At 44.3% G+C, this 23,877-nt stretch carries 20 protein-coding genes; 13 read left to right on the top strand and 7 right to left on the bottom strand.

Annotated elements, in window-relative coordinates:
* Window positions 1-3: 3 nt before the first annotated feature.
* Window positions 4-3,360 (bottom strand): valine--tRNA ligase, encoded by a 3,357-nt coding sequence (locus tag F6K37_RS06850; RefSeq protein WP_287249096.1) that lies wholly within the window; start codon window positions 3,358-3,360, stop codon window positions 4-6.
* A gap of 322 nt (window positions 3,361-3,682) precedes the next feature.
* On the opposite strand from F6K37_RS06850, the gene F6K37_RS06845 reads away from it, so the two are divergent.
* Window positions 3,683-4,021 carry a P-II family nitrogen regulator gene (locus F6K37_RS06845; RefSeq protein WP_008186144.1) on the top strand — a complete coding sequence of 113 codons (339 nt, stop codon included), beginning with the start codon at window positions 3,683-3,685 and terminating at the stop codon, window positions 4,019-4,021.
* A gap of 152 nt (window positions 4,022-4,173) precedes the next feature.
* Here the strand turns inward: F6K37_RS06845 and F6K37_RS06840 are convergent, their stop codons facing one another.
* From F6K37_RS06840 to F6K37_RS06825, 4 genes are all read right to left on the bottom strand, one after another.
* On the bottom strand, window positions 4,174-5,646 hold the full coding sequence (locus F6K37_RS06840) for a zinc ribbon domain-containing protein (RefSeq protein WP_287249093.1): 1,473 nt from the start codon (window positions 5,644-5,646) through the stop codon (window positions 4,174-4,176).
* A 188-nt stretch (window positions 5,647-5,834) separates the two neighbouring features.
* A complete protein-coding gene (gene rdgB, locus F6K37_RS06835) occupies window positions 5,835-6,410 on the bottom strand; it encodes an RdgB/HAM1 family non-canonical purine NTP pyrophosphatase (RefSeq protein WP_353837853.1) in 576 nt (191 codons plus the stop codon).
* Between the two features lie 213 nt (window positions 6,411-6,623).
* Entirely contained in the window at window positions 6,624-8,066 is a 1,443-nt protein-coding gene (locus F6K37_RS06830) for a phosphoglucomutase/phosphomannomutase family protein (RefSeq protein ID WP_287249091.1), read from the bottom strand.
* 356 nt (window positions 8,067-8,422) lie between these two features.
* Window positions 8,423-8,878, bottom strand: coding sequence for a hypothetical protein (locus F6K37_RS06825; protein WP_229414579.1), 456 nt, complete (start codon window positions 8,876-8,878; stop codon window positions 8,423-8,425).
* 185 nt (window positions 8,879-9,063) lie between these two features.
* Between F6K37_RS06825 and F6K37_RS06820 the strand changes: the two genes are divergently transcribed.
* From F6K37_RS06820 to F6K37_RS06810, 3 genes are all read left to right on the top strand, one after another.
* Window positions 9,064-9,894, top strand: coding sequence for a photosystem II manganese-stabilizing polypeptide (locus F6K37_RS06820; RefSeq protein ID WP_008186133.1), 831 nt, complete (start codon window positions 9,064-9,066; stop codon window positions 9,892-9,894).
* Between the two features lie 341 nt (window positions 9,895-10,235).
* On the top strand, window positions 10,236-10,376 hold the full coding sequence (locus tag F6K37_RS06815) for a hypothetical protein (protein WP_154659842.1): 141 nt from the start codon (window positions 10,236-10,238) through the stop codon (window positions 10,374-10,376).
* Between the two features lie 64 nt (window positions 10,377-10,440).
* Window positions 10,441-11,217, top strand: coding sequence for an RNA polymerase sigma factor SigF (locus F6K37_RS06810; protein WP_008186130.1), 777 nt, complete (start codon window positions 10,441-10,443; stop codon window positions 11,215-11,217).
* An 82-nt stretch (window positions 11,218-11,299) separates the two neighbouring features.
* Here the strand turns inward: F6K37_RS06810 and F6K37_RS06805 are convergent, their stop codons facing one another.
* Window positions 11,300-11,506, bottom strand: a complete 207-nt coding sequence (locus F6K37_RS06805) for a hypothetical protein (RefSeq protein WP_287249086.1) — start codon at window positions 11,504-11,506, stop codon at window positions 11,300-11,302.
* A gap of 36 nt (window positions 11,507-11,542) precedes the next feature.
* Here F6K37_RS06805 and F6K37_RS06800 point away from each other — a divergent pair, with 36 nt between their 5' ends.
* The 8 genes from F6K37_RS06800 (at window position 11,543) to F6K37_RS06765 (ending at window position 22,410) form a co-directional block, all read left to right on the top strand.
* Window positions 11,543-12,508 carry a hypothetical protein gene (locus F6K37_RS06800; protein ID WP_287249084.1) on the top strand — a complete coding sequence of 322 codons (966 nt, stop codon included), beginning with the start codon at window positions 11,543-11,545 and terminating at the stop codon, window positions 12,506-12,508.
* A gap of 292 nt (window positions 12,509-12,800) precedes the next feature.
* Window positions 12,801-13,097: a hypothetical protein gene (locus tag F6K37_RS06795; RefSeq protein ID WP_287249082.1), complete on the top strand. Its 297-nt coding sequence runs from the start codon at window positions 12,801-12,803 to the stop codon at window positions 13,095-13,097.
* Between the two features lie 18 nt (window positions 13,098-13,115).
* On the top strand, window positions 13,116-14,399 hold the full coding sequence (gene hisS, locus F6K37_RS06790) for a histidine--tRNA ligase (RefSeq protein WP_008186123.1): 1,284 nt from the start codon (window positions 13,116-13,118) through the stop codon (window positions 14,397-14,399).
* Window positions 14,400-14,766: 367 nt separating this feature from the next.
* Window positions 14,767-16,296 (top strand): hypothetical protein, encoded by a 1,530-nt coding sequence (locus tag F6K37_RS06785; RefSeq protein ID WP_008186121.1) that lies wholly within the window; start codon window positions 14,767-14,769, stop codon window positions 16,294-16,296.
* 258 nt (window positions 16,297-16,554) lie between these two features.
* Window positions 16,555-17,409, top strand: coding sequence for an OmpA family protein (locus F6K37_RS06780; RefSeq protein ID WP_008186118.1), 855 nt, complete (start codon window positions 16,555-16,557; stop codon window positions 17,407-17,409).
* A gap of 169 nt (window positions 17,410-17,578) precedes the next feature.
* Window positions 17,579-18,160 (top strand): Uma2 family endonuclease, encoded by a 582-nt coding sequence (locus F6K37_RS06775; RefSeq protein ID WP_008186117.1) that lies wholly within the window; start codon window positions 17,579-17,581, stop codon window positions 18,158-18,160.
* A 466-nt stretch (window positions 18,161-18,626) separates the two neighbouring features.
* A complete protein-coding gene (locus F6K37_RS06770) occupies window positions 18,627-18,986 on the top strand; it encodes a hypothetical protein (RefSeq protein WP_008186115.1) in 360 nt (119 codons plus the stop codon).
* Window positions 18,987-19,383: 397 nt separating this feature from the next.
* Entirely contained in the window at window positions 19,384-22,410 is a 3,027-nt protein-coding gene (locus F6K37_RS06765) for a hypothetical protein (protein WP_287249077.1), read from the top strand.
* Between the two features lie 119 nt (window positions 22,411-22,529).
* Here the strand turns inward: F6K37_RS06765 and F6K37_RS06760 are convergent, their stop codons facing one another.
* Window positions 22,530-22,907 carry a DUF1823 family protein gene (locus F6K37_RS06760; RefSeq protein WP_008186111.1) on the bottom strand — a complete coding sequence of 126 codons (378 nt, stop codon included), beginning with the start codon at window positions 22,905-22,907 and terminating at the stop codon, window positions 22,530-22,532.
* Between the two features lie 104 nt (window positions 22,908-23,011).
* On the opposite strand from F6K37_RS06760, the gene F6K37_RS06755 reads away from it, so the two are divergent.
* Window positions 23,012-23,877, top strand: an 866-nt coding sequence (locus tag F6K37_RS06755) for a DMT family transporter (protein ID WP_502887729.1), incomplete at its 3' end; no start/stop codon positions are given.

Genomic DNA, 23,877 nt, shown 5'->3' with positions numbered 1-23,877 from the left:
TGTTTAAAGTCTATTTAAGCGATCGCGTAAAATAGACTCTTGCTTTTTAGCCTCAGCTAATGCCTCTTGAGCACCCTTAACCACTGCTTCTGGAGCTTTACTCACAAAGTTCTTATTACTCAGACGCCCAGACAAGGATTTGACTTCCGCCTCCACTTTACCTAAATTCTTTTCTAACTTAGCCCGTAGAGCATCCACATCCACCACACCAGTTAGGGGAATTAGCACCTGGACAGTGCCGACTACACCCGCCATGGTATTCTTGAGCTCTTGGTCCAAGGCTGGAGTGATGCTTAATTGATTGACCTTACCTAAGTCTTTGATATAGGCAATACCCGCCTCCAAAATTTGACGTTCCTCACTGTTGCTGCTTTGCAAAATAACAGGTGCGGTCACCCCTGGTTTAATCTCTGCCTCAGCTCGGAGGTTGCGGATAGTACGGATTGTACCGATCAGCAGCTCAAACCTTTGCTCTAGTTCTGAGTCAATTAGAGAACTTGGGGATATAGAAGATTGGGTATTGCCTATTGACGAAATGTTACGGTCTGTTTTAACCTCCCTCTGTTCTATATCTTTGATATCTTCTATATCTTTAATATCTTCTCCCTGTTTGATATTGCCATCAATAATACCCATTTTGGACTCGATTTTCTTCAATTCCGAGGATTGCTGAGTTTCTTCCTTGCCAAAAATTTCTGTTTTGATGGATTGAATTTCTTCCGATAACTCTTGACGATTCTCAGCCTTGAGCACATAACGGGAAACAAACCAAATGGCATATCCTAGACCAATCAGTTCTAAACTAGTTGAGACTAAGGAAATGCGATTGATCGCACCCACGAAGGCTGTGAGGATATTTAGAGCAATAATTCCTCCCACAACCAACCCCGCTGCGATCATCGGTTGTTTGTAGTTCTCGAACAACGTCTTAGAAAGTTCTGGCAGTTTAGACAATACAGCTAAACTTTGGTTAGAGATTTCCTTTCCCATAGACAACGCTGTTCCTGACCTGGGTGATTGGGAATCAGGCTCATCGGAAAGCGCACCTTGATTATCCGTTGATTTATTATCGTTTAGTAGTTCGGTCTCCGTGGTCTGTAGTTCCTGTTCCCCAGTTTGACCATCTAGGTACTCTATAGGATAAGGTTGTAGTGCCAACACTTCCCCAGATTTCTGGGTCAAGGTGTGCCAGATTTCTTCAGTGATATGGGGCATGAAGGGATGGAGTAGCTTTAGGATACCCTCTAAAACGTAAGCTAGAGTTTGCTGTGCCACAACCCGCGACGGAGACTTAGCATCCTGACGGAGCCTGGATTTGACCAGTTCAATGTACCAATCACAAAAATCACCCCAGATGAATTCATAAAGTCCTTTAGCCGCTTCTCCCAAGCCATAAGCATCTAGATGATCCCTAGTTTGACGCACCACTTGATGAAAACGCGAAAGAATCCAGCGATCGCATAATTCCAATGCCTCTACTGTTGGTTGACCCAACTCTTCGGGAGTTTTACCATCAAGGTTTAACATTACAAACCGTGCTGCATTCCACAGTTTATTGGCAAAATTGCGAGATGCTTCTACAGAAGCTGACTCATCGGTCTTGCGGTTATACTCTAATCGGATATCTTGACCTGCACCTGCCACTTCCCGAACCAAAGTATAGCGCACGGCATCCGTACCATACTTGTCAATCAGGATTAAGGGGTCAATACCATTGTTAGCCGACTTAGACATTTTCTTATTGTTCTCATCCCTCACTAGGCCGTGGATGTAAACACTTTTAAACGGCATCTGACCCGTAAAATGTCTTGCCATCATGGTCATGCGGGCAACCCAGAAGAAAATGATGTCAAAACCTGTTACCAGGGTGGTAGTCGGATAGTAAGTCTTCAAATCCTTGGTCTGATCAGGCCACCCCATAGTAGAGAAGGGCCACAATCCTGAAGAAAACCAGGTATCCAACACATCTGAGTCTTGCTCTAGCTTGACATTTTCTCCAAATTTTGCTAATGCTTTCTTCTTAGCCTCTGCTTCATGGTGAGCCACAATAAACGGAGTCTCGCTAGTGATTGTCCCATTGGTTTCACTAACCACATACCAAGCCGGAATTTGGTGTCCCCACCAGAGTTGGCGGGAGATGCACCAGTCTTTTAATTTCACCAGCCAATCTCGGTAGACCTTTGTCCAACGTTCCGGGATAAATACTGGTGAATGGTGCTGGTCAAGAGACTCTAGGGCTCTGTCAGCTAGGGGGCGAATTTTGACAAACCATTGCGTTGAGATTAGGGGTTCAACAGGAACCTTTCCGCGATCGCTATAGGGTACCGTATGTTTGTAGTCCTCTACCTTAAGCAACAGCTCTTCTGCTTCGAGCTGCTTCACCACATTTTTCCGGGCTTCAAACCGGTCTTGTCCTTGGAAAGGGCCAGCCTTTTCATTTAAGGTGCCATTCTTATTCATGATGTTAATGAATGGCAGACTATGACGCTGACCCATTTGAAAGTCATTAGGGTCATGGGCAGGAGTTACCTTGACACAACCGGTGCCAAACCCTGGATCAACCAACTCATCAGCAATAATCGGAATTTCTCGTCCCATAATTGGCAAGGTTACAGTTTTACCAATTAAATCCTGGTAGCGTTCATCATCAGGATTAACTGCAACCGCCGTATCCCCCAACATAGTTTCTGGTCTAGTGGTAGCTACTTCCACAAAACCATTGCTATCAGTCAGGGGATATCGAAAATGCCACAAATGCCCATCAACTTCCTTATTTTCCACTTCCAAATCTGATACAGCCGACTCCGAGGCTGGACACCAGTTGACCATATATTCGCCCCGATAAATCAGTCCCTGATCATAAAGTTGGACAAAGGCTTCAATTACCGCTTTCGATAAGCCTTCATCCATCGTGAAGCGTTCCCGCGACCAATCCACCGAGACTCCCAAACGCCTCAGCTGGTTAACGATGGTGCCACCTGATTCTTCCTTCCACACCCAAGCCCGTTCAAGAAACTTTTCCCGTCCCAAGTCATAGCGGGTTTTGCCTTCAGCTTCTAGCTGTCTATCGAGAATGGTTTGTACAGCAATACTAGCGTGGTCAGTTCCCGGTAGCCACAGGGTATTGCGTCCTGTCATCCGGTGGTAACGCACGAGGGTGTCAATCAGGGCACTCTCGAAGGCATGACCCATGTGCAACTTCCCAGTAACGTTAGGTGGGGGGATAACAACGCAGTAGGGTTCACCCTGGTGATTTGGGTCAGCTTTGAAGACTTGGTTTTCTTCCCAGTATTTTTGCCACTTGGCTTCGGTGGTTTTGGGTTCGTATTTGGTTGCCAGGGTGGGTGTGGTTGCGGTCATGCTGGGAATGGTGAATAGATGGGCTTACCTCAATTTTGCCACAGGCTCAAGGTATAGTTAAGGGAATGAACTGCAAAGACGGGAAGGATGCGTGCGGCATAAAAGCAGGGGAGCATGAGTTGGTGGGCAGTCACCAAATACCTGTGCAGCTAATATATCGATAAGTATAGAAAAGCGAGTCGTCTTCGCGGTTGATCAATCGAGATCAACACTTGAGAGTTACCCTATCAGCATTTACAAAAATTTCCACATCCACAGTCAGATAAAGTGTCATGCTTATCATATAACAAATGAATAGCAGAACAACTGAGGAGTTAGGAGCTTGAAAAAAGTAGAAGCCATCATCCGGCCATTTAAGCTGGACGAAGTCAAAATCGCCCTAGTCAACGCTGGCATTGTAGGAATGACAGTGTCTGAGGTCCGAGGCTTTGGACGCCAGAAAGGTCAGACTGAACGTTATCGCGGTTCAGAGTACACTGTGGAATTCCTACAAAAACTCAAAGTAGAAATCGTCGTAGAAGATGAACAAGTCGATATGGTCGTAGACAAAGTGATCGCTGCAGCTCGCACCGGTGAAATTGGCGACGGTAAAATTTTCATTAGCCCCGTCGATCAGGTGGTCAGAATTCGTACTGGGGAAAAAAATCTAGAAGCCGTCTAAATATCCTATATACCAATATACCAAGGGAGCTGAGGGATACTCTTAAACCGGTATAAGTTGGGATAAACCCAGATAATCCGGTCAAGGTGCAATTTATTGTTGTCCAAGTGAGGAGTGGTCGTACAGTAATTGGAGTTGAACCTCCCACTCGTCTATTTGGACGTTCCTGGCATCCCGGTCAGGAGTTGCTTGAAAGCCTGAGTTTTGCTATGTTTGGAGTCAAGCCAGCCAAGCTCAACTGCATCTAGCAAGCTCAGTCCCATACCTTTCAAGAAACGCGCGGTACGACGCAACAACACTGCCTGAACCTCAGCCCTAGAAGAGAACCGAGAAATTTCCTTGTCCGCACCCCTAGCAAGGATGTTCTTGGCGGCATTGTGGTCAGCCTGTAACACGACCCCATCAAATCCGGTAAAGTTATCCCCAGTCCTTTTCCCTAATAGGGTTCCATTCCTGGAGTCAACTTGCGACGTGTAACTAGGCTGAACTTCCGTGACAACCGAGCCAGTCCAATTCGCCCATTTATGCAAGGAGTCCCGCATAACTCCAATCATCCAACTATTGAGTTTGCGGGACATAGCCTTAGACTGACGCTTATTCTTAAACGGTTGTGTTAAATCTTCTGCAAATACTTTTAAGGATTTTTCATCAAAAAGAGACTTTGAGGCAGCTCCTATTATTGCCTTTAGTTCTGATTGGTTTCTCCTGTATCGTTTATTCTCGGTCTTTCTGCTCAGATTGTTTCTTAGTATTCTAGCAGACTTGGCTGAGTCTATCTTTTCTAGTTTCCGGTGAATAGCCCACAGCTTTCCTCTGTTTCGATTTTTTTTACATATTCTATCTGATTTTCTTGTAGCTACTTTACCTAGTCCTTTCCCGTGTCCCTGACCTTCTGAGTCATAGAATGCTTCAGTGTATCCCTTGTCTACTCCAATACTCTGACGGTCGGCAGGTATTTCTGAAGTGCCATGGTTTACTAAGAAGTGAATTTCAAATCTTTGCTGAAGTTTGTTGTAGATCAACCTAATCTGTCCTTTGATTTTTCGATTAGATCTGACCACTATCCTGTTCCTCTTCCCTCTCCTTAATCCCGCCAATTCCAGTTGATAGGTATTACGAGAGAGTTGCTGGCAGCTATAACCTCCTTGTTGATAAACTATCTGGTTCCTAACCCAAGAATGTCCTTTTTGGAACTCTTTTCTTACGAGTCTGTGCAGCAATGAACTTTCTAGGAAAGTCAAGGTTTTTAGTTGTTGACAAAGCTCTTTTCTGGTTTTTTTATTCTTATCTCCAGGAAATTTACGATAGACCTTCTTTATTACTACCTCTATACAGGCCGCCTGGCTCGCTGTAATGGCCTTGGCTACATCGCTAACCGTCCATTCCATCAATTTAGAGGGTAGTCCCAATGATTCGGGAGGTCTAAAACTTCTAACTTCTGGGTAAGCTTTCTTCCAGTCAAGTCCCCAATAGCTAATGCTACCTAGCTTGTTGTAAGACTCAGACCTAACTACCCCCAGCTTTTTCATAGTAGACAGCAACTCAATTTCAACCGATCCAGTCATCCCCACTACTGGGACAACTTGAGTTGATATCTTTTTTGTTGCTCCTACTTTCTTTGGCATTATCAACAGCTAAGTCCTATACCTTGATTATACACTAGCGCTATAAAAATATCCATGTCCATTTCATGCTGTTAAATACTGATTTATCCCTATTTTTAGGGGTTTAATTGCGAGGCACAGTTTACCGAGTTAGCGTGCCTCAGTTGATTTTTATAGGGAATTGACGGTTTAAGAGTATCCCACGCTAGTTAACCTAAATGTTTCAACTGAGGCAGTAGTAATTCAAAAGCCTTGCCACGATGAGAGCAGGATCGCTTGATCTCAGGCTCCATCTCAGCAAAGGTCAACCCCTGCTCTGGAACAAAAAAAATTGGGTCGTAGCCAAAGCCACCAGTTCCCCGAGGAGCTGGCAAAATTTCCCCCCGACAAATCCCTTCAGCTTGAAAAGCGATCGCACCATCTGGACGAGCAATCGCCACTACACAAACAAACTGGGCTTGCCGATTCACTTCCAAACCTAGCTCCCCCAGTAGCCGCTCAATTCGCTCTTGGTCGGTTTTGCAATAGCGTCCAGAATAAATCCCTGGAGCACCATCTAGGGCATCAACTTGCAAACCAGAATCATCAGCAATTGCCCATTTTCCAGTTGTCTGGGCTACTACTGATGCCTTCAGACAAGCATTGGCAGCAAATGTATCCCCAGTTTCTTCAATCTCTAGCTCTGGTGGCTTTAACTGTAATTCCCAGTCCAAAGAATCTAGGTATGTCTGCATCTCCCGCAGCTTACCAGGATTGCCTGTAGCTACAACCAGCAATTTTGGCAGCAAATTTGGGGTTTGATGTTGGGATTTTGGATTACTCAAAGCAACAAGGTCAGATTGTTTGATCAAAGGTTAACTGGCAATCAGAGTCAATTCGATACAGTTCAAGCAGCGTTTAATGCCCGATTGTGATCTTACTTAACCATTGCCCAGATTTTCAATATCGCACCCAAAACCAGCTAACCCAAAATCCAACACTAATCCAACATTTCAACTCTAAAACTGACTGGCCCAATCTTTAGCCCAGTTCAAGGTTTGAGTTACCTGTTCAAGGGTAGCTGCTTCACAGTAGAGTCGCAATAAGGGTTCAGTGCCACTAAAACGAATCAGCAACCAGCTGTCGTTAGCTAAACGGAATTTGTACCCATCGGTGGTTTGGCAATCCACCACTGCCTGACCATTAATTTCTTGGAGAGGCTGAGTTTGTAATTGTTCTTGTATACGCGATCGCACTTCCATCCCCGATAGATGTAAATCGATCCGGTCATAGGCAGAAGCATAGCCAGTTTGCTCTTGGAGACTCTTGTAGAGTTCACTTAAGTCTTTTCCAGATTTAGCGATCGCTTCTAATATGTACAGTGCTGATAATAAAGCATCTCGCTCAGGAATATGGTTGCCATAGCCAATGCCTCCGGATTCCTCACCCCCTAGCAAAGCAGGAGTGGATAACATCCGGTCAGCAATATACTTGTAACCGATAGCAGTCTCATAAACTGGCAAATTATACAGTGCTGCCACTCTAGGAATTAGGTCAGAACCACTAAGGGTTTTGACCACTTCACCACTAAAGTTACGTCGTGATGCTAGATGTTCAATCAGGATGGGAATCAGGATTTGGGGGCTAAGGAAATTGCCCTGACCATCAGCAGCTGCAATGCGATCGCTATCCCCATCAAATGCCAACCCAACCGCTAATTCAACACCCGGTTGACGCTGGTGATTCTGGAGCGCTTCAAATAGCTCAGACAGATAACCGGGTAAAGGTTCTGGGGATTTGCCACCAAATAAGGGATCCCGTTCGGCCTTAATTTCGATAATAGGTACCCCAAGAATCTTGTTCAAGCCTCCTGCTGCTGCACCATTCATCACATGGGCAAAGACAGTCAGTTTACCCTGACTAATCAGCTGTTGAATCAGGGCAATATCAACCTTTTGTCTTAAGGCATCACAGTAACTTGACCATGGGTCAAAGGTCTTGATACTACCCTCTTTCTTAGGTGTAGCTGGTGCTTGAGAAAGTTTGGCTTCAATCTGTTTAGTTATTTCTAGAGGAACTGATCCACCAAACGCTCCTTTGACTTTTAAGCCTAGGTAATTGCCAGGATTATGACTAGCAGTAATTACCAAAGCTCCCAAAGCATTTTGGGACTTGGCTGCCCAACTGAAGGCTGGTGTAGGAGCATAACTGTTAGAGAGTAAGACATCAAAACCAGCAGATTGAACCACCTCTGCAGTTTTTTTGGCAAAGTCTTCTGCCATGAAGCGTCGGTCATGACCCACTATAATCGTTTGGCTACCCGTGGTTTCCCCATAAGCATCTGCCAGAACTTGAGCAGCAACAGGGGCAACTATTGCCAAGCGCTCGAAGGTAAAATCGGCGGCAATGATACCTCGCCAGCCGTCTGTCCCAAATTTAATTGAATCTCCGGCAATCGCCATAATAGTAGTATATACTTACTTAAATTTTAATACTCTGACGGCAAAATCCTAGCATTGGAAAGAGTTAGTGTCTTGCTGACCCGCCAAAGCTTGATCTGGCTTGTCTCGCTATTTTGTCGTCATCTAGTAGTACTGATAGTAGTTACTTAACTTAAGTCACTCTGTCGGGATTTTGTCCAGTGGGTGTATTGGCTCCCACCATTGACGTTGGGCTATTGCCTAGCACCGATGACTTGCTCAGCAAGCAAGGTTTTTCCTAAATTTAAGCGGGATATAGTCTGGTTTTCACGCTCTTCCGGACTCTTCGGTCTGTTCTAAATCTCTATCAATCATCCCAGGACTTGGGCAACAGTTTCCTAGTGGTCGTCAGTGATACCCTGCTTAGATCGGGCTGACTCAGGCAGCTTATTAAGTACAGAGATTAGATTCATGCGTTCAATATAGGGCCAACCACCCTTTTCTTCAATATCCTTTAGAAAATCATATAGTTTCTGGCGAGTATCCGGCAATGAGGCTTGAAATAACCCGTCTCGAATCTCGCCATGGACTTCCTCTAAACCCCTGAGTATAGCCAACAGCGCTAAGTTATCATCTTGGTAATTCTTTGCCAAAGAACGAAGATCAGCGCTAATCTCTAGTAATTTAGCCTGTAATTGCTCTGAATCCAAATCTTTATCCCGATCCATTCCATCAAATAACTGTCGCAGTAAAGGCGGCTCTTCCCGTGTACAATGCTCTAAAGAACAGCTGAGGCTCACGGAATCGGTGCCATTTTTGCATGCCCTATGCCCAAATGGCAGTAGTTCAACCAAATAACAAGCTTCCCGATAGTTTGTGTGTAGCCCGACTTATAACATGGGTGTGGTGTGAATTGTGGATCATACTGGTCAATGCCTAGAGGGCAGCAGCTGTTTAACTCCTATGGCACCAGCAACCCAATTCCAGAACCAACCTAACATACATTTTTAGATCTGATTATTGACGATTGAGATTGACTATGAAGTATCGTGCTTTGATTTGTGCCTTCCTCGCGTTATGTCTGGGGGTCTTTACAGCTTCCTGTTCTCCAGATGTAGCCAGCTTGGAAAGTATCGAAGGACTTACCTATGACCAGATTAAAAACACTGGTTTAGCCAATAACTGTCCACAGCTGTCAGAAATGACTCGGGGTGCTATTCCTGTAGACCCTGACCAGTCCTATGAGATTGTCGATATATGCGTACAGCCAACCAACTTCTTTGTCAAGGAAGAAGGAACTAAGCGCAAAGAGGCAGAATATCTTCCCGGCAAATTATTGACCCGTTATACCTCTAGCCTGGTTCAAGTGCGAGGAGACTTAGTTTTTCAAGAAGATGGTAGTCTGAAGTTTTTGGAAAAGGATGGTATAGATTTCCAACCCATCACTATTCAGTTGCCTGGAGGTGAGCAAGTCCCATTCCTGTTTACCATTAAAAAATTGGTTGCCACAACTGAGCCTGGTTTGGAGAGCATCAATGCTTCCACCGACTTTGTTGGTGATTTCTACGTCCCCTCTTATCGGGGTGCTGTTTTCCTAGATCCCAAAGGTCGAGGTCTGGCTAGTGGTTATGATAATTCGGTTGCTCTGCCATCTCAAGCGGATAGCCAAGAGTTTGCCAATGTTAAGAGCGCAGATGTGGGAGAAGGCACCATTGAGCTGCGCATAGCTCAAGTAGATAGCGAGAGTGGCGAAATTGCTGGTACATTCATAAGTGAACAACCCTCAGATACTGACTTAGGTGCTGATGAGCCAGAAGAAGTGAAAGTTCAGGGAATATTTTACGGTCGCATTCAACCAAAACAAGCATAGCTGACCTTGGTTTGAGTCTTGGAAGCCACTGACTCCCAGCATGGGAAATTGGCAAAAACGTTAATTGCTAAGGGGCGTATGCCCCTTTTTTGATCGGAATGTGGCGTTTTCGTTATCCTGTATGTATTATTAATAAACTTTCATCGTTTCTAATTCGGGATTCGGGTGAAATTACTGTTTTAATAAACTTAATGGTAAATCTACAATTAAAGCAATAACACTATGACCAGGGCGGTGCTTTTGGAGATTAATAAACTAAATTAACTAAATCACCTATGTTATCAAACAAAACTTTAGCATAAACCCACGCCAATAAAACTGAACCCCTTGATCGAAAAGGAATGCAACATAAGATCTTCCGGGGATTGGATCCGGGAAATCGTCAATCGGGAATCCGACAACCATTACCAATTCAACCTGACCCATTAGCAAAAGGGAGTAAAAATTTGTTGCAGCCATCCAGGATAATTGGCACGAGTTAGCGGTCTCATAGCCGATTGTGATCTAATTGTGATCTACTTGTAATCTACCACCTTCAACTTTGTTATGGCGACTAACCTTAACCATAAACTTAAGTATCAAAGCTTAACATTATTACAAAAGTACCAGCAATATCCTGACCCTGAACTTCGCAATCAGCTAGTTGCTCTCAATTTAGGACTAGTGAGGAGAGAAGCTCATCATTGGGTCAAGCAGTGTAATGAAAGCTACGAAGACTTACTTCAGGTTGGCTGTATTGGCTTAATTGTTGCCATAGAACGATTTGATTCCACCAAGGGCATAGCATTTAGTTCCTTCGCTATCCCCTACATTCGTGGTGAAATTCAGCACTATTTACGAGATCGGGGTTATTCAATTCGCATTCCTCGACGCTGGCTAGCCCTACGGCAAAAATCTGTGGAAATTACTCAAAATTTACGAGCAACGTTAAACCGGCAACCGACAGAAGAAGAAATAGCAGCAGCATTAAACATTTCCCTAGAAGAATGGCAAGAAATTACCCTAGCTCATCAAAATCGGGAACCTCTGAGCTTAGATACACCAGTGGGAGATTCAGAGGACAGAAACACCAGCTTGGGTGAGTTAGTGCCAGATCCTCGCTATCGCAGTTTTCAGCTGGCACAGGAAGACCAAATCCGCATTCAACAAGCCCTAGCTCATTTGGAAAAGCGCACTCGTGAAGTGCTGGAATTTGTTTTTTTACATGACTTGACCCAAAAAGAGGTAGCACAGCGCTTAGACATCAGTGTAGTAACGGTATCCCGCCGCGTTAAAAAAGGCTTGGAAGCTTTGCAAAAGTTAATGACACCGACACAAGATTAAGATTAATTTTCACTACATACATTATTATAAATATAATATAAAATTATCTAGAATCCTATACAGCTGGCAAAGTAACTGGACTCTAGTTGAGGTGCTTTTGGATAAAATAAGCTGACCACTGACGGCTGTTCGCATTCGCGCAGCGTAGCCTTTGGCCAAGGGTGAGCCTTTGGCAAAAGGCTGACGGCTGACCTGCCCACAGCCTTTTGCTTAGAGTCTCCAGTTTTGGGAAATTTGCCAAAAAAATCCTATCTTCAAAGAAGTTGGTGCCACAGATCGATAACTTCAAGGGTATGCTCGGATAAAGCGTTATTTTTAGGTGGTCATGGGTAAAGTATCATGCATCGTATGGGTGAGTGTGCTGGCTCTGCTTATAGGAGGCTGTCAACCGGGGAGAAAGGCTGATCAAGTGGAGCCGACTACCCCTAAACCTACTCCGGTGGCTTCCCCGGATAGCACCAAACCTTCTCCTCCTGTAGCTGAATTTGCTCCTAAATCCCCGGAAAAACCGGAGCAGGAAAAGGTAATACCAATACCACCGTTGATCACAACCTTGCCAAGCAATGAAGTAAGAAATCGGATTGATAAGGGACGTCTTGACCCGTTTGCAGCAATTTCAGTGCAACCAGAGGTGGAGATTTTGCCCAATCCTGGCAGACCAAGTAGTTCCCCTACGAGGGTACAGCCTCTGATTCCTACACCACCAAGACCGGCTTTGCGTCCGCGTCCTGGGACAGGAAGTAGTGTAGTGGTAAAACCCACCAGCCCTTCAAGAGCTAGCAGGCCGACCAGCCCTTCAAGAGCTAGCAGGCCGACCAGCCCTTCAAGAGCTAGCAAGCCCGACCGTAAGGCTCCAAGCTCATCAATCCCTAGAAAGTCTCCTGGCTCATCAAGAGGAAATGTTTTGCCACGGCCCCAGAAAACTCAGCCTACACAGACGAGCAAAGCTAAGCCTGGTTCAATACCAGACAATAGCTCTGTTGTCAAGGATGGTATCCCCCCTATCCCTCCTGAATTTGATCTGCAACTGCCAATCCTACCAGAACCAGAACTGGCATATAAGATCAGTGTCACAGGGGTAGTTGACAATGGTAGGGGTGTCTATTACGCTATCCTAGATGTCCCTAATGAGCCTAGTCGTAGCGTTCAAGCTGGACAGTTTCTATTAGGTGGACAAGTGCTAGTCAAGCGGATTGAAATGTATAGAGGCTTAGATCCAGTGGTGATTCTGGAAGAAAACGGTGTTGAAGTCTCTAGACGAGTTGGAGAAACCTCAACATCAGCTTCTTGAGGTAACCTTAGGGCACGGTGTTAGGTGTTAGGTAAGCATTCAGCTATCAGCCGTCAGCCATCAGCCATTCCCGTACCGTGGCCCAAAAGCCTTTGGCCTTGGCTGACGCTACTAATTGTGCTGATTTTATGAAAAAGTATTAGTAGCGTACGCTATGGGCATAAACTGTTGCAGTAGCGTTGCCACAGACCTTTGGCTGATAGCTGATACGCGACACGCTGATAGCTAAAGGTGTTAGAAATTGGGTTAATGGTTCTGCTACTTAATCCCTAATACAAGGTACCCTAGGATCATGGAGCAGTGTAAACTATTGCGTTATCAAATTAGTTGTCCTGGTTTACCCTTGGCAGTATATCGAGAGGTAGCTGCCCATTTACGGCAAGTGACAGGGGTAGACGCTGATTTACTACCCCAAACATCCCAGCAGTTTGATTACAATCAGAGCCAAGTTGGTGGATTGTGGATTGAGTATGCCGAGACTGCTGATAAAGTAGAAACAGAACGGGTCAAGCAAATTTTGTCCTATTATCAAAATCGCTATGGTGCCTGGGAAGAAGACACTTCCGATGGTGGACAGCAGCTCACATGATGGGGAAGCAAAAGGTTAATGGGTTTAATCCAGGCTTTACGAGGAACACGGGATATCCTGCCAGACGAAGTGGGATATTGGCAGCAAGTAGAAGCGATCGCACAACAGATTCTCAATAGAGCGGCTTATCGAGAAATTCGTCCTCCCATTTTTGAGCGCACTGAACTGTTTGAACGGGGGATTGGGGAAGCTACTGATGTGGTGGGGAAGGAAATGTATACCTTCAACGACCGGGCAACCCCTCCTCGTTCGGTGACACTACGTCCAGAAGGGACAGCGGGAGTAGTGCGAGCTTATATTCAAAATAGCCTCTATGCTGCTGGTGGAGTACAACGGCTCTGGTATACCGGTCCGATGTTTCGCTATGAAAATCCCCAAGCTGGACGACAGCGACAGTTTCATCAATTGGGGGTAGAGGTGATTGGTTCTCGTGATCCGAGGGCAGATGCAGAAGTAATTGCGATCGCAATCGATATCCTAAATACCTTGGGTCTAGTTAACCTGAAACTTGACCTGAATTCTGTCGGTAGTACCGAAGACCGTCAACAGTATCGACAGGCTCTGGTAGATTACCTCACTCCTTACAAAGATGAGTTGGACGAAGATTCTCAAGACCGTTTAACTCGCAATCCCCTCAGGATTTTAGATAGTAAAGACAAACGTACTCAAGAGATTGCTCAGGATGCTCCGAGCATTTTAGACTACCTCAGTTCAGAGTCCCAAAGTCATTTTGATCAGGTAAAGCAGTTGTTGCAGGATAATGGGATTAGTTACCAGCTCAATCCTCGCTTGGTGCGGGGGTTGGATTACTACACCCACACTGCCTTTGAAATTATCTCTGATGACTTAGGCGCTCAAGCAACAGTTTGTGGTGGTGGTCGCTATGACGGATTAGTCCATGAATTGGGGGGAAATAAAACTCCAGCCGTTGGTTGGGCCATTGGTTTGGAGCGTTTAGTGATTTTGCTGCAACAACTGCAAGCATCACCAACCCTAGCGCTAGATTTTTATCTAGTATCCAGAGGTGAAGTAGCTCAAGCTCAAGGGTTGAAACTGGCTCAACAACTGCGCCAAGCTGGGTTGGCTGTAGAACTGGACTTGAGTGGAAGTGCTTTTGGTAAACAGTTTAAGCGAGCTGACCGCAGTGGTGCGGTGGCTTGTTTAGTGATCGGAGATGCTGAAGCTCAGAGCAACACAGTGAATTTGAAATGGCTGGCCTCTGGGGAACAAGAAACTATGACCCAAGCTGATTTATTGGATAAAACTGACCAGTTAAAAGGGCAGATAGAACAATTGCGTTGAGTGTTGAGTGTTGAGTGTTGAGTTGCTTAGGGTGCGTTAGGGGGGCCTTCATATTTCGCCTCGTAGCCAGGGTTAGGTTGTTGCCCGTAACGCACCTTCGTATGGGTAGGGTGTGTTAGGGGGGCCTTGATATTTGGCCTCGTAGCCAGGGTGAGGTTGTTGCCCGTAACGCACCACTGCTGGGTCAAACTGTTAGGAGATGCACCCTTGACTATTCAGTGTTAACACTCAATAACCTCCTATTATTTCGTAGTTAAATATCAATGGTTTGAGATAAGTCTGGGTATGCTTAGGTTATAAAGAAATGGGTTATCATCCTGAGGATGCTGCGCTACCATTTCACCTATAGAGTTCCCCAGCTGCTGCTATGCTACCAATACCTGATTACTTAATTGCCCTGACTGTAGTACTGGTGGTAATCCCATCAGTATTCGTAATTTTACTACGTTTTGCTCTCCATACCCATCTTTTATCCCTAGGGAAGCGAGTAAGAAGACTAATCCATGGACAGCCTCGTGGGAAAAAACCCAGAATTGTAGAGGAGCTAGAAAGACGGTTCTCAGATGCTAGCCGACATTTAGAGCAGGTCAATACAGGCGCATTAATTGACCAAGCCTACAGCCACGAGAAAGTTGTTGGCATCTCTTGTGACCAAATTGATTACATTGGTCGGATTATGCCTAGCTTACTGTTATCCTTTGGCTTACTAGGTACCTTTATCGGCATCACCATCAATTTGTTAGCACTGAGTCAAACAATCAGTCAGTCTGATGCTACCGATATCAATACTTTAGTTAACCAATTACAGCAACCCCTAGAAGGGATGGGGATTGCTTTTACCACTAGCTTAACTGCGATCTTTTTTAGTGCTGTCTTAACCGTAGTTAATGTCGCCTTCAATACAGGGCTAGCCAAAAATAATCTAATTAGTTACTTAGAAGACTACTTGGATAATATTTATCAGCCGACTTTAGTAGGGCAAACACGCCTGGATGTATTGGTTCAGGGGATGTCCAATATCTTTGACAACTTTTTGGCGAAATTTGGTCAGACTGTTCGAGAAGCAGTGGAATCCTCACTACGAGAAAAAGTTCAAGAAATTGCTGATGCTAACACTCAAGTGCTTAAAATAGCAGAAAATTCTTACAATAGATTCTTCCAAGCTGCTAGTACTATCGCCAGAAGTGCTGAGGAATTTCAGTTAGCTGCTGCTCAATTTACCCAAGTGGCTCAAACCTTCGAGCATAGCCAGTTTCCTCAAAAATTATCTAAGGCTACAGTAGATTTAACTAGAACCCAAAGCAGTTTCTCTGAGTCAGCCAGTATGCTATCCCAATCAGTCCAAGCTATGGGAGTAGCAATGGCTGAACTTCAACTTCATGGGGTTAAGTTGGTAAAATTGGCAGAAGAAATCAGTGCCCTCAGACAATCTTCTATAGATGTAGTGAAGCAGCATCATCACAGTCAACAAGCCTTAGGGAAGATTATCCCCCAACTTCAGCAAGGAGCACAGGGATTTCAGTCAGCGATCGCTAGGCTTGATCAATTAGAGCAACGGATTGTTTCTCGAAGCGATAGCTTGAGTGACGTTCAGGCTGAATTGGCTAAGTTAGTGTCAAATGTGAAAAGCTATACCGAAGGAGTAAGTCTGGGCATTCAGGCTTTAGGCGATCGCCTTGATCAAAGTCTTACTCAGCAAGCTAATACTGACCAGCATAATTATGAAATTATGCGACACAATCTTGAAAAAGTTGTCAATCATCTCAATAACACTAATCAGGAAATTGCTAAGATTAGCAAAAAAATGATTGAGTCCAATCAAGTCGATGGTTCAACTCGCATAACCCAAGATATGACTGTAGGAGAGCTAGTCAGGCGTTTGAGCAGTGAACGATAAACCTGGCAAATGACAAATAATCACGTAAGCTATCAGCTATCAGCTATCAGCTTTGTGGCACAGGCTTCGACGCTGGAACCTAACTCAAATTAAACGAATGCTTAGCTCTTTTCTTGATGCAAAGCGCGAGTGGGTAGGGGCTGCATCGCTTATTCAAAAGCACCATTAGTAGCGTGCGCTATGGGCATAAGCTGACGGCTGACGGCTGACGGCTGAATACTTACATAATAACTATAAAATTGACAGGAAATTGATAAAATGCGTCGTTCACGAAATAATGATTGGAATGAAGAGATAAATCTCTGGCCAGCCTTTACAGACTTAATGTCTAATGCCTTCATGATCCTGATCTTATTTTTGTTGCTGTCTATTTTGAAGTCTGTGCTGGCACAAACTGCCTTGGAATCAACCATTGATGATCTCACCAGAAGTGAAGATGAAGTGGTGCAATTAGCAAGGGAGAATGCGGAATTACGAGCTAAGGCAGTTCGGGTTGATCAACTTGAGCGTGGCGTAGCGATTTGGAGAGCTAGGGCAAAGCGCTCAACTGACCGCCAAAAGGCACTAGAACAGCAGGTTAGGGCTTTGCAGGTACAGATTGCTGCAGCACCAAAACCACCAGATACACCTCCAATTATTGTAATCAAAGATCAGGGGGCTTACCGATTTGATTCCGGCAGTGCGGAAATTCCCTCAGCGATGAAAGACTATATTCGGCAGCAAATTGTCCCTGCGATTGAAAGCAATGCCAAGGACTATGAAATTAATGTAGTAGAACTGATTGGTCACACCGATGGTCAACCTAATCTTGGTGCTGGCAATATCGACCAGACCATTGGGAATGTAGTTAATAAAAATTCCTCTATCAGTCAACTTAGACCAGGATCTAATGCTGATTTAGGACTGATGCGAGCTTTGGCAGTTGTGCAATTACTCCGTGAGATTCAATCTAAGGAAGGGCGGCTGAAGGGGTTGCAATTTCGGGCTTATTCTGCAGCCCAGTTAATTTTACCTAATGGAAAAATTGCTCCGATTAGTTTAAAGGATGATCAAACTAGGCGCAGGATTGAAATTCGCTTTACTCGTCTCGGTAAGGTAACAAATGTTCAATAGCTGAAGAGGACATAATCTCGCTAATCTGGTAAGGAAAGATGCGTCAGCTGTTAGCCGTCAGCTGTCAGCCCTCAGCTGTCAGCTGAATGGTTACAAAGATGGTAGTCAGGAAGTTTGCGATCGCAAACTCCATGATTAGGCTTTCTATGGTGAACAAGGAATAATCGCCATGACCTATGTCGTAGATAAACAAACAGACCAACGGCTAGTCCACTCCGGGGTAAGTTGGCATAACTTCAAATCAATTCAAGCGGGGTTCGTCAACTCCCCAGGAATTCGACTGTTCTACTACAGGGGTGAGGTAGAAATATTGGCAGTTTCCCAAGACCATGAAGTCTTCAGTGGTGTCATAGCACTGTTGCTGGGTACTTATTTTGTTGAAAAACAAATTGAGTTCACTCCAACCGGTAGCTTTACCCAAGAGAAGGAAGGGGAAGCATCTGCACAAGCAGACCAATCTTACCTAATTGGTAGAGCGTCAGGAGTGATTGCAGACCTCTCTATTGAAGTTGTCTTTACCAGTGGTAATCAGAGCAAACTAAGTCGTTACCAATCATTAGGAGTACCCGAAGTTTGGTTTTGGGAGGATGGTGTATTTGCTTTGTATCACTTGCGCTTTGATGGTTACGAAAAAATTTCCCAGAGTGAAGTCTTGCCAGATTTGGATATTGACTTATTGTCTCGGTGTCTGATGATGGCTTCCAAAGTTGAAGCTATTAGGCACTTCAGACAAGCTATCTCTGAGGCTTAGAAAAATCCTTAAGATTAGTCGAGTAGGGTGCCTTAGGGGAGCCTTCATGTTCCTCCTCGTAGCCAGAATTGGGACAGCCCGCCCCGTTCCACCCACGGGCAAGATGCCCGTTCCACCCACCGGATCAAACAGCATGCATTGAGATTTACCCCCTACGGTTTTATAGCATTTGTATTTGAGATGTAAACTGAAAATGTCTTTTTTGAGTTTCCTATAAAACTCTGGAGCTCTTTTCCCTGTTGCTTTTTGCCTCTTGCTTCTTGTCTTTTTCGACAATCTATAATTTTACAACTCGTTTGAAAACGCTATTATCTATTTTAATTCAGCAATGCCTTAAATTTATACCCAATAAATATTAAGTAATTTTAAGTTTTTAAAAAACATCTTATTCTTATTGATTATTAAGAATAATCAATAAGAATAAGATGTTATAAAATTAGTTAACAAGAGATAAGGAGGAATCACGATGTTAAATAAATTAAGCATTTTATCTGTTGCAACTATTGTAAGTATGACCCTAAACCAAGGATTAGCTAATGCAATAAGCGCAAATGGAGGTAGTACAGGTTGGCATTCCGTTAGTAGTGGGAGTGAGACAAGCTGTAACAAGAAAGGTATAGAAAAAATGAATATTCTTGTAAATGGAGGAGAAATCGAAAAAACTGAATTTCACCCATGGCGCTATAAAAGAGGAAATAACGTTATTTTTAATCTTGTATGTGCTCCCAAAGGTGATTATGTCAGGGTAGATGTTATTTGTGTGAATCCTTGTGACCGGAACACTTATCGTATTCGCACTGTAATAGATGAACTGATGAATTGGTAAATTCTAGCTTTCGAATCAGCAACACTTTAGGCAGGAGATCTCTCAGGCTTAGAATAATCCTTAAGGTCAGCATTCAGCCGTCAGCTGTCAGCCGTCAGCCCTGAGCCATTCCCGTAACATGGGTACAAGCCTTCGGTTCATAGCTGATAGCTGATAGCTGAATGCTTACTTCTTAAGATTAGCCCTAAAATTTAGTATCAACAAGCACATCTTAAAGGTTAATTTTGTGGTATTGCTTTCTTATCCCCTTAAACAGAGTAGATGTCAGTCACTCTGTCGAATCCGGTGGTTGACAAATCCCGAGGGTGGGGATAAGCAAAATACTCGACTTAAAGTGTAAGCTAATTGGAAAAGCAATCAAGTCCATTAGCAGGTCTTTGGGTCATAGATATCGACAATGGCTAAGAAGTACTGGGAATTTCTACTACAGAAAGAGGGGGAGCGCTCCTGGAAGCCAATCAAGTCTTCTGAGATGGAGATAGAATCCGGTCGGTATCGGATAGTGGCTCGTTCCAACCGGCCCAATACTGATGTAGAAATTTGCGTCAGCTATGATAGCACAGAGCAAGTGCCACCCAAACGCAAGTCCCAGAAACGATGGCGTCGCACCAACTCAGAAGGGTTAATGGTGGTTATTCCTTTCACCAAGCTTAAACCTGGTCTGTGGAAGTTACGTTGCAGTAACGATATCATGGACGATTTTCTGGGTGAGTCCTGGCGAAAATCTTTAGCGCTACAAGTCATACCCAAAGTCAAAGATGTAGAGACACCCCCGAAAACCTCTGTATCCTCATCAGTAGCAGAATCCACGCCAGTAGAATCTACCCCAGTAGAATCTACCCCAGTAGAATCCACCCCAGTAGAAGCCACCCCAGTAGAAGTCACCGAAACTGATACTCAGCCGCCTCAACTAGACAATTCCCTGAGTACACCTGAGCTAGCTGTTGATTCTCCCTCCACCAATACTATTGCTAATGACCTGAAAGTAACAGATGCTAGCTCAGATGCTAGATCAGAATTATCTAACCCTCAGGAGTACGAGAGTCAGATAACACCACCAGAGCAACAACCCATAACCATTGCTGCACCAGAGTTACCTGTTGACCAAGCCCAAGCAGCAATTGGGGTTAGCCAAGACGAATCTAGTCCTAGCCAAGAGACGGTTTTGCAAGGAGTAGAAGAGCTTTACCCAGAGGCACCGGTTAATTCTGAGACCAACCAACAACTAACAGCAACTATCTCGGAAGACTTACCACTCCAATCGACTGTTGAGAATTCCATCATGGAGGAATCTCTGGAAACTTTGGAGCAACTACTACAACAGGTGCTTCAGCCAGTATTGGATGAGTTGGAAGATAGGGAATCTGAAGATAACCAACAGCTAAGAAAAACCTCTGATTCAGATTGGGTTTCAGATACAGATGTTAATCAGTACGGTTTAACCCTAAGACTAGATAAGGAAATTTTCCTGGCAAAGCGAGGAGAGTCGTTGACTATCAAAGGAGCATTGGTAGTAGATAATGATAAAATTAATAATAATGGTGATAGTATAACAGTTAGTGTTTTAGATAGTGTTTTAGAAAACTTATTCCCTGCTACTCTACGCTATCAATTGCGGTTTCCTCAAACAGGAAAACGTTTGTTAGATATTGAGTACTCACTATCTCAAGAGGAGTTATTTTTAGGATTTAGCCATAGTCTAGATATTCCGACGGATTGCCAAAGTGGTCTAATTTTAGGAAAAATCACCCTTTATAATTCACAGTCAACTCCTTTAGCAACTCAACAATTTACTGTTACAGCTAATGTAGAGGATTTATTAGAAGTAATTGTGCCAGGGAATCAGGGGATGCCCATGGAAACCATGGTAGTACTTGCTAATCGCATCGCTCAATCTGCCAAACCTGATCAACCTGATCAAGACCTTCTATTATTAGATGAATACCCCTTAGAGGAGACTACGCTGGATCTGGTTGAGCTACCCCAAAACCATCCATCTCTGTTCTTGCAACCTATCTCTGGACGGTCTTTACCACCAAAACTTTACCAGCATCAGCCGAGTGACATAACTGTTAAATCCCTCGAATTGCCCAATTTGCCTACAATGCAGTCGGTGGCTGACCCTGAGGCAAAGCACGAAGATGTCCAAGATCAGTCTAAAGGATCTGATTCCGTTTCCCTAGATGATCAAGAATCCTCGACTACAGCCAATCCAGAACTAAATAATCGAGAGCAAGATACTGGGTCAGAGTTACAGCCTCAAGACACAGTAGTTCAAGACACAGTAGTTCAAGACACAGTAGTTCAAGACACATTAGTTCAAGACACATTAGTTCAAGACACAGTAGAACAGTCCAAAGATAGTACTAAAAATACTACTGAAGATAGTAACTTAGAGATAAATTCTGAGGTCTCATCTAATTCTAATGATGCTTCTGAAGTGCTGATTAATTCCCTAACGGAATCTGAGGCAATCCAAACTATTGAGATTAGTGAGATTGATCAATCTCAGACAGATGTTCAGTTAGAGGATTCAGAATCCCTTGATACCCAGTTCAAGAATTCCAAGCTAAACCAATTATTGAATACTACTCGGTGGGAGACTCCAGATTCTGTACAAGATCCTGAGTCAATCGCTTTAGAAGATGCTTTCCGAGCCTTAAACATGGAAGAGCGTTTTTGGTCACGGTTGAGTGCTTTAGCGGAAGATGATGAATTGATGGAATTGCTGAGGTTAGAATTATCCCCAGAGAGTAATCCTGCTGGGCAAGATCACTCAGCAGTGGAAGATGAACAGAGGAATCAAACGGCTAGCAACCAAGAAGAGGTTAGGGAATTTCCAGAAAAGGTCTTGGAGTCAATGACAGAATCTGAGGATTTGTCGCTAGTTAGTTCAGAATTAGCAATGCCAAAGACACCCCCTAGAGTTGGTATTACTAGTCACGATTGGAGCACTCAGGAAATTGTAGTAGACGATATAGAAATAGCCCCACAAGCTACAAAAGCTACTGCAACTAAGCAACATGACGTTAAGGCGAAACTGGAGAATCTTTCATCCCTAGAGTTGGATGCGACCTTAACAGCACCCACTTTATCAATACCGACTACTAGGGAGTTGGTTGCTGGAGAAAAGGTAATGGTTACCATAAAACTTCCTCCTAGTCAATCTCGTCTATGTATTAAATTGTGGGTTAAAGACGTGCAAACTCGCTCTCTGCTCCAGGAAACCCGTTCTATTATAGATTTACTCCCCAATGCGGCTGGGGAGCTGGAGGCAATGACTCAATTAGTTATACCCGAAGGCACGACTCAAATCAGAATTGAAGCGATCGCAATTAATTTGGAGAACCAGCAGGAGAGTCACAAGGCGGAGTTGGAGTGTGTAGTTGTTCCTACTGATTTATCGAGTACGGTTGAAGGATGAAGTATTTTACATAGCATTTCTCAATTGGTTGAGGTACAACTTCCTAAGTTTTAGGAAGCAGGGAGCAGGGAGCAGGGAATAGGGAAAAAATCCTGTGTACCTCATAAGTATGAAAAACGCTAGACTGAGGCAATACCGTTTTGTTCCATATAATTCAGTAACCAGTTTGCTGCGGTAGCTCGGCGAGTTTGTCGAGGACCAAATTCCCCGATTTTGTAACCTTTGAAACCTAATTTTTCTTTCAATAGCTGTTTATTTTCTTTGGGTATTGAACGGGTTAGTTTTACCGTAGCAGGGCGGCTTTCTAGGAAATTGGGTGGCTCGGGATAGTCTTCTTGCCATTCAGGATTAACCTCAGTTATATCCCACTGCCCGGTAGTTGAGTTATAACGATAACCTAGATAGTACCAGAGTAGTTTATTAACGGTATCGTCATCAATTTCTTCGTTTAAAATTGACCAAATTGTATTAGTATTGAGTGGCGGTAGTTCAAACATAGTTTAAATTCTAAATTAGAAATTATCAAGGATTAAGTAGACTTCTTCACTTCTCACCTGGTACCTCTGGCGGAATAATGGTAATGGTTGGGGATTGAAGCTGTATGGCTATGAAAATTATAAAGCAGCCGCTGCGGTGGCAGGTGGGATTGGTTTTCTTGGCTGGTGTGTTGGCGATTTCGACATCAGCTATTTTTGTGCGATTAGCGATCGCATCGGCTGGGGTGAGTGGGGTAGGGTTTAGCCTGTTCGTGGCTGGGTCTCGCCTTACTATTGCGTCTATGCTACTGTTACCAGCTTGGCGCAATTTCAGGCAAGCTCAGCTAGGTCCAGGTGCATTACTCTATGCCAGTGGGGCTGGTATTTGTTTAGCGCTACACTTTGTGACTTGGATTACTTCCTTGTCTTTTACTTCCATTGCGGCATCTACTACCTTAGTTACCACAACTCCGATTTGGGTTGCTCTAGTTTCTTGGCTGTGGTTCAAGGAAAAACTAACTAGGCTGACGGTTTTGGGGATTGGTGTAGCCTTTGTAGGTGCTGTGCTGATTAGTTTGGGGGATGGGGGTGCTATTAGTGGTGGGAGTAATCCTCTGTTGGGGAATTCTCTAGCATTGATGGCAGCAGTGATAGCAAGTTTGTATGTACTTTGGGGACGTGAAGCACAGCAGCGGGGTTTGAGTATCGGTAGCTATAGTGCTGTCGCCTACAGTATGGGGGCTTTGGTGTTGTTACTGTTATCCTTACTCTGGGGTGTCAGTTATCTCAATTATCCGGTAGGAGTTTACCTCTACATCTTGTTATTGGCACTTTTCCCCCAAATGGTGGGACATACCAGTTTTAACTGGTTGGTACGCTGGATTAATCCTACCCTGGTGACCCTGGCTATTTTGTTTGAACCGGTTGGTGCTTGTTTTTTGGGCTATCTGATTTTTCAGGAAGTGCCGGGGGTATTGGTCTTGGTAGGTGC

It is taken from the genome of Moorena sp. SIO4E2, assembly GCF_010671945.1.
GTDB lineage: Bacteria > Cyanobacteriota > Cyanobacteriia > Cyanobacteriales > Coleofasciculaceae > Moorena > Moorena producens.
Note: the sequence above shows the minus strand (reverse complement) of the source record. Positions and strands in the feature narration are given on the sequence as shown.

Bases quoted from the DNA above. Each gene is read 5' to 3' on its own strand.
- F6K37_RS06830 (WP_287249091.1), bottom strand. From the start codon at position 8,066: ATGGCGATTGCCGGAGATTCAATTAAATTTGGGACAGACGGCTGGCGA.
- F6K37_RS06770 (WP_008186115.1), top strand. From the start codon at position 18,627: ATGTTAAATAAATTAAGCATTTTATCTGTTGCAACTATTGTAAGTATG.
- F6K37_RS06850 (WP_287249096.1), bottom strand. From the start codon at position 3,360: ATGACCGCAACCACACCCACCCTGGCAACCAAATACGAACCCAAAACC.
- F6K37_RS06815 (WP_154659842.1), top strand. From the start codon at position 10,236: ATGCAACATAAGATCTTCCGGGGATTGGATCCGGGAAATCGTCAATCG.
- F6K37_RS06775 (WP_008186117.1), top strand. From the start codon at position 17,579: ATGACCTATGTCGTAGATAAACAAACAGACCAACGGCTAGTCCACTCC.
- F6K37_RS06810 (WP_008186130.1), top strand. From the start codon at position 10,441: ATGGCGACTAACCTTAACCATAAACTTAAGTATCAAAGCTTAACATTA.
- F6K37_RS06765 (WP_287249077.1), top strand. From the start codon at position 19,384: ATGGCTAAGAAGTACTGGGAATTTCTACTACAGAAAGAGGGGGAGCGC.
- hisS (WP_008186123.1), top strand. From the start codon at position 13,116: ATGGGTTTAATCCAGGCTTTACGAGGAACACGGGATATCCTGCCAGAC.
- F6K37_RS06760 (WP_008186111.1), bottom strand. From the start codon at position 22,907: ATGTTTGAACTACCGCCACTCAATACTAATACAATTTGGTCAATTTTA.
- F6K37_RS06795 (WP_287249082.1), top strand. From the start codon at position 12,801: ATGGAGCAGTGTAAACTATTGCGTTATCAAATTAGTTGTCCTGGTTTA.
- F6K37_RS06820 (WP_008186133.1), top strand. From the start codon at position 9,064: ATGAAGTATCGTGCTTTGATTTGTGCCTTCCTCGCGTTATGTCTGGGG.
- F6K37_RS06780 (WP_008186118.1), top strand. From the start codon at position 16,555: ATGCGTCGTTCACGAAATAATGATTGGAATGAAGAGATAAATCTCTGG.
- F6K37_RS06840 (WP_287249093.1), bottom strand. From the start codon at position 5,646: ATGCCAAAGAAAGTAGGAGCAACAAAAAAGATATCAACTCAAGTTGTC.
- F6K37_RS06800 (WP_287249084.1), top strand. From the start codon at position 11,543: ATGGGTAAAGTATCATGCATCGTATGGGTGAGTGTGCTGGCTCTGCTT.
- F6K37_RS06785 (WP_008186121.1), top strand. From the start codon at position 14,767: ATGCTACCAATACCTGATTACTTAATTGCCCTGACTGTAGTACTGGTG.